Genomic DNA, 10977 nt, shown 5'->3' on the forward strand with positions numbered 1-10977 from the left:
ATGATTCTCGGACAATACGTCGCCGAAGTCTTTTGCAGTGATCCGTAAACTCTCCGTTTGTGTGTTCGACTCGGTGTCTGTCAAAATGACCATGGAATTTCTGCCATTCGTTGCTTGTGCCCAAGCTGCGGTGGGAACGCAGCCACATGCGATGAGTCCCAGGATTAACTTGCAGTGATGTAACATTCTTCAGCTCGCCTCTACTAAATAAATGATGGTTTGGGACCTCAGCGTAATCCAATTCGTGTTTCCGGAAGTGTATAGGGTTGAACGCAAAGCCAATATTCGCCCAAAATGTGTTACGGCTGCGAAACTGGGTTATGATAGAGAACCGGTGACGCTGCCGCCCCCTCTCCCCCCTTCCCACCTCAATCTGCCTCATGCGTCCGTTACTGTCGATCCTTGCGCTGTCGCATTGTCTGCTGTTTAGTGGGCTATTGCTTGTTGCTCCGCTTGACGCGGCGGATATTGTCGACGGCACCACTTCGTTTCCACCTGAACAGATTGAGTTTTTTGAATCCGAGATTCGACCGCTGTTGGTCCAGCACTGTTTCGATTGTCACAGCACCGATGCACTCGAGGTCGAGGCCGGTTTGTACGTCGATAGCCGTGAAGGAATGTTGCATGGCGGTGAATCGGGAGCCGCAGTGGTGCCGGGCCAGCCGTCGGAAAGTTTGCTGATCCAATCGGTCAACTACGAAGCGAGCGAGATGCCGCCGGATCGTAAGTTGGACCCACAGCAGATTGAAGCGTTGACGCGATGGGTTGAAATAGGAGCTCCTTGGCCACAGGTCACCGCGTCACCCGGAGTCCCGATCGCGACCGGGACGGATTGGTCCACGTTTGATTGGGACACCGCTCGTCAGAGCCATTGGGCGTGGCAGTCGGTGCAGCGGCCGAAGATCCCCATGGTGGACCCAAAGCTGGTGGTCAATCCAATCGACAATTTTGTTGTCGCCCGCCGCGCCGCAGCAGGACTTGATGCGGCGGCGATCGCGGAACCCGAGATTCTGGCTCGCCGTATTTACATCGATTTGATCGGTGTTCCACCTACATCGACCCAAGTGCAGTCGTTTGCTGCGTCGGCAGCGATGAACCGGCAAAACGCGGTCGAGACGCTGGTCGATGAATTGCTCGCGTCGCCGATGTACGGCCAACGCTGGGGTCGCCACTGGTTGGACGTTGCTCGATACAGTGACGGACGCGGCGGTTTTCTCGACAACAAACCGCTCGATGCCGCTTGGCGTTATCGCGACTGGGTCGTGGACGTCCTAAATCAAGACATGCCGATCAACGAATTCATTTGTTTGCAAATCGCCGGCGATCAGAGCGGTGAATTTTCAGATTCCATTGCCACAGGGTTCTTCGCACTTGGCCCAACCTATCGATCCGATGGCGGCGATCCCGACAGCGTCGCACAGGCCAAAGGGGAAACGTTGGATGACCGCATCGATACGCTGACCCGAGGACTGCTGGGGATCACCGGAGCGTGCGCGCGTTGTCATGACCACAAGTTCGATCCGATTCCCCAACAGGATTACTATTCACTCGCGGGCATTTTTAATAACACCGCGGTGCGTGATCTGCCGCTCGCGACAAACGATGTGGTCAAGCGGTTCAATGACCACAAGAACAAGGTGAACGAGCTGCAAAAACAACTCAACCAGCTCAATAAAAAGGTCAAGGACGAGAAACGCGATGCGACGGCGGAGGAGCAAATGCAGCAAGACGAGTTGCAGGCGACACTGGCTGAATTAAAACAGGATGCACCCCCCGGCTACGACGTCGCTCATACGCTGCATGACACCGGTAACGGCGATATGAAAGTCGCATTGCGAGGCAATCTTCGCCGAACCGGTGACGTCGCACCGCGTCGTTTTTTAAGGCTGTTGTCGGGCAAAGAACCGACTCGATTCACCAGCGGCAGCGGACGCGCGGAGCTTGCCGCGGCCATCATCGATCCCCAGAACCCGCTGACGGTTCGTGTTTTTGTCAATCGCGTGTGGATGCATCATTTCGGTGCGGGCTTGGTCCGCACACCAAGTAACTTTGGCACGCTGGGCGAAGCTCCGACGCATCCTGAGCTACTTGACTGGTTGGCCGATGAGTTTGTCGCGGGCGGTTGGTCGCTCAAGTCACTGCATCGCCAAATCATGACTTCGGCAACCTATCAACTCAGTAGCGAGTTTGACGAGCAATCGTTTGCCGCCGACGGCGATAACCGATTGTTGTGGCGAATGAGCCCCCGGCGAATGGATGTCGAAGCGTGGCGTGATTCGCTATTAGCGGTGACCGGCGAACTTGATACGACGACCGGCGGTCCCTCGCTTGCCGATGTCACGCAAAATAAACGTCGAACGCTGTATGCCAAAGTGAGCCGCAATGGGGACGTGTTTGAGTCGGATCGTTTCTTGCGTCGCTTTGATTTTCCGCTGATGCGGGCCACGGTTGCCCAGCGGCCCAGCAGTATTGTGCCGCAACAGTATCTGTTTTTGATGAACAGTCGCTTCATGGTCGAGCGAGCGAAATCACTGGTAACGCTGCTGGCGTCCGAGTGCGAATCGGATGCGGCGCGAATCGAGTACGCTTACCGATGGTTGTACAACCGCAGTCCCGAACCGATGGAACTAGAGCTTGGGCTAGAGTTTGTCAGTGGCCACGAATCGGATAGACACTCCGAAGGTGATAGTCCACTTTCACGTTGGGATCGCTACGCTCAGGTCTTGCTGAGTTCCAATGAATTCATGTTTGTGAGGTAATTGAAGATGTTTCACTACGATCCGATGCCGGCGCTGAGTCGTCGCGATGCGCTTCGCAAAATCGGGGCTGGGTTTGGCTCGCTGGGGTTGGCCAGCGTGGTGGCTCAGGCAGAAGCGGCAACGGGATCCGCCGCGTCGATTTCGCCATTGTCACCGAAATTACCGCACTTTGCTCCCAAGGCTAAACATGTGATTCAGCTGTTCATGCCGGGCGGACCGTCTCAGGTGGACACGTTTGACTACAAACCGCAGCTAGCGAAATTCGCGGGTCAGCGGCCTGCGATGGTCGATCGCAAATCACTGCGAAATACCAAGATGGGGCTGATGCCGTCGCCGTACTCGTTCAAACAGCACGGTCAATGCGGCAAGCATGTCAGCGAGATTTTTCCACACGTTGCCGAGTGTGTTGACGATATCTGTTTTATCCATTCGATGCACACCGACATCCCCGAACATGCCGGCGCGATGATGATGATGAACGCCGGACATCTGCAACCGAGTCGCCCCAGTATGGGGGCGTGGTTGGTATATGGTTTGGGGACCGAGAATCAAGATTTGCCGGGGTTTGTTGCGATGAGCCCGCGCGCCCAGCCACGCAACAAACTGGCAAATTGGGGCAATGCATTTCTGCCTGGTGCCTATACAGGCACCTACGTCAATATTCACGAAATGCAGCCCAATCGCATCTTGGACGACCTGAAAAACGGCTGGTTGCCCAAGGCGGGGCAACGTCAGCAGGCGGATTTGTTGACGCGGTTAAACCAAATCGATCTGCAGCGGCAACAACAAGACCAGCAGCTCGAAGCGAGCATCCAGACGATGGAGATGGCGTTTCGTATGCAGTTCGCTGTTCCCGACGCGTTTGATACGAGCCAGGAATCGAAGCAAACGCTCGAAATGTATGGCGACAGCGAATACGCCAAAGGCTGCTTGTTAGCGCGACGGTTGATCGAACGTGGCGTCCGTACTGTCCAGCTATCTCATTCGATCGACGGTTACGACATCGCCTGGGATACCGGGCACGGCAACATTGTTGACGGTCATCGGAAGCTTGCGGTGGCCTGTGATCAAGGGATCGCGGCACTGATCAAAGACTTGAAACAACGCGGACTATTTGAAGAAACGCTGCTGATTTGGGGAGGCGAGTTTGGGCGTGCCCCGACCTCCGAAGGCCAAAAGGGACGTGACCACGATCATTATGGATTCACCACTTGGATGGCAGGCGGCGGTGTGAAAGGCGGGATCAGCTACGGATCGACGGACGAATTTGGGCTGACCGCGATCGAAGATCGAGTGCATGTGCATGACTTGCATGCAACGGTCCTGCATTTGATGGGACTCGATCACGAACGGTTGACGTACCGCTACAGCGGGCGTGATTACCGCTTGACCGACGTGCATGGAAAAGTGGTCCAGGACATTATCGCCTAGTGCTGCGTCGATCTCGGATTTGAAAGTAGTGGATCTTGCCAAAGATCCTTCCGCACCTAGAACATCGCTCTGGTCGAAGTACTGCTGCGTAGCGACCTCAGCTTTTCGACTCGGTGAAGTACTCGTCGTATGTGAGTACAATGAAACCCTCGTCTGAAATCTCCAACTTCCCCCCCTTTCGACAGAAACTTATCGTGAATTTGCTTCGCATTCTTGCTGCCGTTCCCGTCATTGCGTTCACGCTGCTCACAGAGCTTCCCACCTACGCGGAAGACGCTGATCAAATTAAGCGTCCCAATGTGTTGTTCATCCTGACCGATGATCAACGCTACGACGCACTCAGTTGTATGGGGCATCCGCATCTGAAGACGCCGAACATCGACCGTTTGGCCGACGAAGGCTTATTGTTCAAGAACCACTTTTGCACCACCAGCCTCTGTTCGCCTAGTCGTGCTTCGATCCTGAGCGGATTGTATGCTCATACCCACGGCGTTACAAATAACTTCACTGAATATCCGACGGACATGACTAGTTTTCCGCTGCGGTTGCAGGACACGGGGTACGAAACTGCGTACGTCGGCAAGTGGCATATGGGCGAGGGGAATGACATGCCGCGGCCCGGGTTTGATCATTTTGTGACCCACAAAGGTCAAGGTAGTTATTTCGATACCGAGTTTAATTTCAACGGCAACGATCGCCGCGTCGTCAAAGGCTACTATACCACCGTCGTGACGGACATGGCGATGGACTGGATCGGGGACCGCGACTCGGACAAGCCTTGGTTGATGATGGTGGGCCACAAGGCACCGCACAGTTTCTACTTTCCCGAAGAAAAATATCAAAAGACGTTCGACGACGTGGATGTGCAGTATCCCAAAAGTGCCTTCAACCTCAGCGACAAGCCAGCATGGTTCCAAAAGCGACTCGATACATGGCACGGCATCTACGGTCCGCTGTTCGATTGGCGAAAACAGTTTCCCGACAAAAGCCCCGAGGCAGTCAAGGATTTTGCCCGCATGGTCCGTGCGTATTGGGGAACCTTGTTGTCAGTCGACGACAGCGTTGGGCGTTTGTATCAATTCCTTGCCGAACGTGGCGAGCTCGACAACACATTGGTGATCTTTACCTCGGACAACGGGCTATTGGAAGGTGAACATGGCATGGTCGACAAACGGACCGGACATGAACCATCGATCCGAATTCCGTTGGTGGTTCGCTACCCAGGGCTGACACAACAGTCACGTGTGATTCCGCAGTTGACTGCGACGGTTGATTTCGCCCCTACAATTCTGGATATCTGCAACGCCAAACCACTCGAAAAGGTGCACGGGGCAAGCTGGAAACGTTTGGCACAAGGCGACACGTCCGATTGGCGAACCAGTTTGTATTACGAATACAATTACGAGAGCCAGTTTCCGTATACGCCAAATGTTCGAGCGCTGCGAACGGACCGCTGGAAATACATTCGCTACCCGCATGGCGATGGATCTCCCGATCGGCACATGGCCGAGTTGTATGACCTATCGAAGGACCCCGAAGAAGACCGAAATCTGATCGATGTCCCCGAGTATGCCGAGACCGTCAAAACGCTCCGCGCGGAACTGGATCGATTGATTGCCGCCAGCGGCGATGGCAAACCCGACACCATGCCGATTGACGAAGGCATTCAATCCGGTTTACCCGAAGAATCGATCCGCTAAGCTCGGTGGAAGCCAGGGGGGGATCAAGAGTATTTCGGTCTAGCAACTCTCCGTGTCTCCGTGTTGAAACGCAACACTGTAAATCATTTGAAGGCGGTTTTGTAGCGGATGCGAAACAAATCAAAACGCGAATTGATACGCAAATTCGCGAGCGCTTGGTCACCGTCGCGAATTAATGAAGTCGATGTCGTATTTGTTGGGAAGCCAGCATCGGTGCTTGTAAGCACGACCCAGTTGAATCCGCTGACGCTACGTGAAATGTATGCGGACATGCCGCATGCGCCACCACCATGTGCCGCTGTAAAGCCGTTTTGTGCGGGCCAGATATCCCATCCGAATCCATAGAAATTTGGTTTCGGTGATCCATCGTCTCGAACAGACGGCAAACCTCTCGGCGGTGAAAACATCGCCTTGATCGCATTGGGGGATAGAATTCGCATGCGTGCCGGGGAGTCAAATGCGGCTAGCAGCCGCGAAAGATCGACCGCCGAGGCAAGCCAGCCGCCGTGCGACTCGACAACCTTGTTTGGCCACGATCGGAGGTCGCACGCAACAAAACTGCCGTGGATCGGCTCTCCGTTCTTCGTTTCGTGAGTGTATGCCGTAGCCTCGTTGTCATACGGATTGTCCGCGCGAAGTTTCATCTGTTGAATGCCCAGTGGTTTCAACACCTCGTTTGTAACATAGTCTTCGTAGGTCTCGCCCGTCACTTTCTCGATCACTCTGCCCAAGATGCAGTAGCCAATGTTCGAGTAGGCAAACTTTGTGCCAGGGTCAAAGTCCAACGGCTTTGTTAGCATGTATTGAACGATGTGATTCGGATGCAACTCCTCGTGGGCAATGTTTAGATGCTCACAAACTCGCACGCGGTTGCTTGTTCCCAGTGGATCATAGGAAGCGGTTCGATCCCATCCGCCCGTATGGTTGAGAAGATGCCGGATGGTCACCGCTCGAATTCGAGTATCAAACTCGTCGTTTCCGTTCGCAGACGGATCGAGCTGTAAAACATCGATGAAACGATCATCGAGCCCAAGCTTGCGGTCCTGAACAAGCTTCACGACCGCTATTGCAGTAATGGGTTTGGACACGCTGGCGATACTGAACAGCGTTGTTGGCTCCGCCGGAGCCGCCGCGGATAAATCGCGATATCCGATCGCTCGGGCGTAGATCAGTTTGCCGTTTCGTGAAACAGCCACGGCCGTCCCGACGGCATCACGATTATTTGCGAACCGTTCCACAAGCGGATCAAGAACCGACGAGATTTCCTTCGCAATCGTGGGGTCCGACGATGGATCAGGCGAGATCGGAATAGCGTCGCTTGGACGCGACAGCGGTTCCGCCGCATTGGTAAATGTAAAGCAAAGCAACGCGCTCGCCACGAAGGCCGGAATCGTAATGTGCTTCATCAAGGTGCGGTCAAATCTAGAAAGGCGGATGGATTCAGGAAGGCAGGCAGTGGGTTCACAATATGGCGGCGATAACGGCGCTGCTGCGGTGGATCTTGCATTGGCTACATTAGTGCCTCACGCCACAATGTCAAAATTCAAATTGTTCAATACTGCTATTGAACGTTGTACCATCCTGATTTGTCATCGTGTAGTAACACAGCCAATTCGGGATGTCGGGGGACCGTCCTACTGGCGTCAGCAATGGTTACTGCGTTGTTACGGAGCGCAATCAAAAACAGGACAGAGAAACTAGCGTCAAAGCGGCTAATAGACGGAAAGACTCGTGCCTAGCTACTTAATCCGAGAATTGCACTCAGCGTCTCTTAGTACGAACACCCTTCCGAGCCATGGAAAATCTGCGTTGCGACGGGCCCGGAATGTGCACGCGACATTGCCATGCACACAATCTTCCGCCGACGCATGGGGGTAAGGCAAAATGGACGCTTCGATAGTACGTTTAGGCACCGCGGGATGGAGCTTGCGAGCCGAGCATAAACGCCACTTTCCCGACAGCGGAACGCACTTGCAGCGTTACAGCAAAATTCTGAACGCCGTCGAAGTGAACTCGTCGTTTTATCGCTCGCATCGTCCGCAGACATGGGCCAAATGGAGCGAAAGTACCGGCGAGGATTTTCGTTTCAGCGTCAAAGCTCCGCGTCAGATCACACATTATCGCCGACTGAAAAACGTCCGCGAGTTGTGGGAGTCGTTTTGGAACGAGGTTGGTCTGCTTGGCGAGAAATTGCGAGTGGTCTTGTTTCAATTGCCTCCGACGCTGGCCTTTGATCAACAAGTCGCAAGTCGATTCTTTTTAGAGGTTCGCGACACTTACCATGGCCCCGTCGTGTTGGAACCGCGACATCCAAGCTGGTTCACGCCGACTCCGGAAAAGTTACTCGATGCACATCGCATTAGTCGTGTGGCGGTCGATCCGCACCCCTGCGGATTGTCGGCACTGCAACCGGCCGGCGACACAAGCTTCGTCTACTTTCGGCTTCACGGGCACCCAAAGATTTACTATTCGAATTATTCGGACGAGTATCTTGAGGACCTACGAAAGCGAATTCAGGAGTGCGCGGCGGACGAGGTTTGGTGCATCTTTGACAACACGGCCGAGGGCCACGCAACCTTCAACGCACTGACGATACAGGAGTTTGCATCGAGATCCCAGCAGACGTCTACCTGAATCGCGGCGGTAGGGCCAATGATCGTCTTCGATAAACCAAGACATTTTGGCTCCTTTGCAGCGGTGACCAGATTCCCGGCCTCAACCGAGGCTTACTCCAGATAGCTCTTGAGCATCCAGACGGTTTTCTCGTGTACTTGGATCCGCGCGATCATGATGTCTTCGGACTCCGAATCGCCTGCTTCGCCCGCTTTATCGCGTGCGACTTTGAGATCATCGAGCAATTTCTCGTTCGATTTGACCAAATGCGCGACCATATCCTTGGCCGAGGCATCTTCGGCGATTTCATCGATCCCTGCCATTTTCGCCAAATTCGACAAGCCTCCAGGCGCGAGTGCACCTTTGGCACGAATTCGCTCGGCGATCTCATCGACGGCAAGAAACAGTTCGGTGTACTGCTCTTCAAACGCCGTGTGCAGCGAGAAGAAAGACGGTCCACGCACGTTCCAGTGACAAACATGCGTCTGGCCGATCAACGCATAGGTGTCCGCAACAACTTGTCTCAACGATTGGGTGACGGCATCGCTCACTGCAGTATTCCTCAGGAGTCTAGGGGAATCGGGAGTTCAAGAGAAAGGGGATGCCCGATTATAGAGTACAGGGAAGAGCATTGTTTGCATGCGTCGCCTGTCCGGCAATTCCGACCGTAGGAAGGGGATGGGCGGTGTCGACGCCGCAAAAGCACCCTCGGCAGGATTCGAACCTGCGACCTGCTCGTTAGGATGCGCAGATCAAGTTAAACTCCGGTTTTAGCGTGATTTCGCCGCTTTTCAGTTCGTACCTAGTGTGTTTATCGCTCACCTGTCGCGGCTGGACGTCCAGAGTCACATGATCGACCATCGAGGCCAACAGCTCTCGGACCAATCGCGGTTCAGTGTCGATGATCTCTGCCAACGCCTCTTTCAGAGCACCCACGATGTCGCTCATCATGGATAGCTGCTTGTTGAACTTGACCGATTCCGAGCCGTCGTTTCGCTTGGCAGCGATCGCATCCGCAATGGCCTCTTTCGTCTTGCCTATTTCGGCTTTCTGCTCCCGTAGATCGCCCGCAAAGTCCTCCAGCAGATCGGCTGGCAGTTTCTTGATCTTTGCCCGAAGATCCCTGTAGTCGGCTTCCTTGCGAGCGAGAGACCTCTCCAGGACGCTCAGATCAACGTCGTTACGTCTCTTTGCCACGCTCTCATAGAACTTGGCCCGTAGGCTCTCTATTCGTTCTGGGCGGATCACAGCGTCCAGAGAAGCCACGATCGACGCGACCACATCACGCTGATTGACGTAATTGGGCCGGCACTGCTTATGGCGGTGTCCGTTGCAGGTGAGCATCAGGCGTGCTGGTGCGCCGTTCTTGCCTTCGTACCGGCTGCCCGAGAAACCCTTTCCACATTTGGCACATCGGCAAAGCCCCGTTAAGAGATGCACCCCACCGTTTCGAAACGGGGTGGTTTTGGTCGTTCGCTCGGCAACCAAGTGCTGCACCCTGGTCCACGTTTCTCGATCGATGATCGCCGGATGATTGTCCGGGATGAACACCATGTCTTTTTCTTCGTTCACGCCAGGGGTGAAATCATCCGTAACACGACCGTCCCTTAACGCATGGAACCTGCCACGCGTTTTTCGGTTCCATCGGTAATCCCCAGCGTAAAACGGATTGATCAGCATCCGCTGTATGAAGTTCTGGGTTCGTTTTAACCCACGCTCATCACGCAGTTTTTCAATGATCCCGCGGTGGCTGTATCCTTCCTGGTACCATTGGAAGATCAATCGCACTGTTTGGACGTCCTCTGGCGATCCCAGGATGATCTCTCCGGCGTTCGGGGTGTCGCCCGAACCCTTTCGCACGTAATCGAGGCCAAACGGAGTCGTGCCGCCAACCCAAAGGCCGCGTGCCGCTTTCTTCTCATGCTGGCCTCGGACAACCGATCGCGACATCGAAAGCACGTAATCGTTGGCTGAATTGGCATCGCATGCGACGGTCAAGAAGTCGGTGAAGTTGTCAATATTGATCTCGCCCTTGTTCGTGAAGACTACGAGTACCGAACGGTCATATTCCACGAGTCGTACGATTCGCCCTGGTCCCACTCGATCAATTCGCGAAACATCCCGTCGAATGTATCGATCAGAATGGGCCCATCGATCAACGCCGCTCGCGCCGCAACCGGATCCGATGTTCCTGAACACAGAAACGTTCGTTGGGCTGTCGCTGCGCCACTCGATGACTCGGTTCCACTTCGGCCCGCGATCTCTTGAATTGAAATGCCGTTGTAGACTCCCACGTTCCCGTAGAGCCCGTTGTCCAATTCGTGCGGCCGTACTATGTCGGTAGCCATTATTTGAACTTGCCTCCCTTGTCCTTCTTCGCCTCTTTGGCGATGACTTTCGTGTGTTTGGCCACGTCTCTTGTAGCCTTCAGCTGGTCCCGTTCAAAGTTGCCACCCGAGGCCCCGATGATGCCA

General features: G+C 54.5%; 8 protein-coding genes. 4 read left to right on the forward strand and 4 right to left on the reverse strand.

Translation table 11 applies throughout. The features are described 5' to 3' along the window. Positions 1 to 380 precede the first annotated feature (380 nt). The 3 genes from RMSM_RS18405 to RMSM_RS18415 all read left to right on the forward strand — a co-directional run bounded on the left by RMSM_RS18405 (position 381) and on the right by RMSM_RS18415 (position 5890). Positions 381 to 2759 (forward strand): PSD1 and planctomycete cytochrome C domain-containing protein, encoded by a 2379-nt coding sequence (locus tag RMSM_RS18405; RefSeq protein WP_008699563.1) that lies wholly within the window; start codon positions 381 to 383, stop codon positions 2757 to 2759. 6 nt (positions 2760 to 2765) lie between these two features. Further along, positions 2766 to 4190, forward strand: a complete 1425-nt coding sequence (locus RMSM_RS18410; protein ID WP_008699565.1) for a DUF1501 domain-containing protein — start codon at positions 2766 to 2768, stop codon at positions 4188 to 4190. Positions 4191 to 4384: 194 nt separating this feature from the next. Next, on the forward strand, positions 4385 to 5890 hold the full coding sequence (locus RMSM_RS18415) for a sulfatase family protein (RefSeq protein ID WP_008699566.1): 1506 nt from the start codon (positions 4385 to 4387) through the stop codon (positions 5888 to 5890). An 83-nt stretch (positions 5891 to 5973) separates the two neighbouring features. Here the strand turns inward: RMSM_RS18415 and RMSM_RS18420 are convergent, their stop codons facing one another. Next, the gene (locus RMSM_RS18420; RefSeq protein WP_008699567.1) at positions 5974 to 7296 is read right to left on the reverse strand and encodes a serine hydrolase domain-containing protein; all 1323 of its coding nucleotides are present in this window, start codon (positions 7294 to 7296) and stop codon (positions 5974 to 5976) included. Between the two features lie 478 nt (positions 7297 to 7774). Between RMSM_RS18420 and RMSM_RS18425 the strand changes: the two genes are divergently transcribed. Continuing rightward, positions 7775 to 8524 (forward strand): DUF72 domain-containing protein, encoded by a 750-nt coding sequence (locus RMSM_RS18425; RefSeq protein WP_008699568.1) that lies wholly within the window; start codon positions 7775 to 7777, stop codon positions 8522 to 8524. A gap of 92 nt (positions 8525 to 8616) precedes the next feature. On the opposite strand, the gene RMSM_RS18430 is transcribed toward RMSM_RS18425, so the two are convergent. The 3 genes from RMSM_RS18430 to RMSM_RS18440 form a co-directional block, all read right to left on the reverse strand. Beyond that, positions 8617 to 9054, reverse strand: a complete 438-nt coding sequence (locus RMSM_RS18430) for a Dps family protein (protein ID WP_008699569.1) — start codon at positions 9052 to 9054, stop codon at positions 8617 to 8619. A gap of 187 nt (positions 9055 to 9241) precedes the next feature. Further along, a complete protein-coding gene (locus RMSM_RS18435; protein WP_008699570.1) occupies positions 9242 to 10576 on the reverse strand; it encodes a recombinase family protein in 1335 nt (444 codons plus the stop codon). After that, positions 10549 to 10851, reverse strand: coding sequence for a hypothetical protein (locus RMSM_RS18440; protein ID WP_040767944.1), 303 nt, complete (start codon positions 10849 to 10851; stop codon positions 10549 to 10551). The genes RMSM_RS18435 and RMSM_RS18440 overlap by 28 nt, the downstream gene beginning before the upstream one ends. Between the last annotated feature and the right edge of the window lie 126 nt (positions 10852 to 10977).

It is taken from the genome of Rhodopirellula maiorica SM1 (assembly GCF_000346295.1).
GTDB lineage: Bacteria > Planctomycetota > Planctomycetia > Pirellulales > Pirellulaceae > Novipirellula > Novipirellula maiorica.

What these genes read in the sequence shown, in the direction of transcription:
- RMSM_RS18405 (WP_008699563.1), top strand. Translation starts at nt 381, where the DNA reads ATGCGTCCGTTACTGTCGATCCTTGCGCTGTCGCATTGTCTGCTGTTT.
- RMSM_RS18410 (WP_008699565.1), top strand. Translation starts at nt 2,766, where the DNA reads ATGTTTCACTACGATCCGATGCCGGCGCTGAGTCGTCGCGATGCGCTT.
- RMSM_RS18420 (WP_008699567.1), bottom strand. Translation starts at nt 7,296, where the DNA reads ATGAAGCACATTACGATTCCGGCCTTCGTGGCGAGCGCGTTGCTTTGC.
- RMSM_RS18425 (WP_008699568.1), top strand. Translation starts at nt 7,775, where the DNA reads ATGGACGCTTCGATAGTACGTTTAGGCACCGCGGGATGGAGCTTGCGA.
- RMSM_RS18440 (WP_040767944.1), bottom strand. Translation starts at nt 10,851, where the DNA reads ATGGCTACCGACATAGTACGGCCGCACGAATTGGACAACGGGCTCTAC.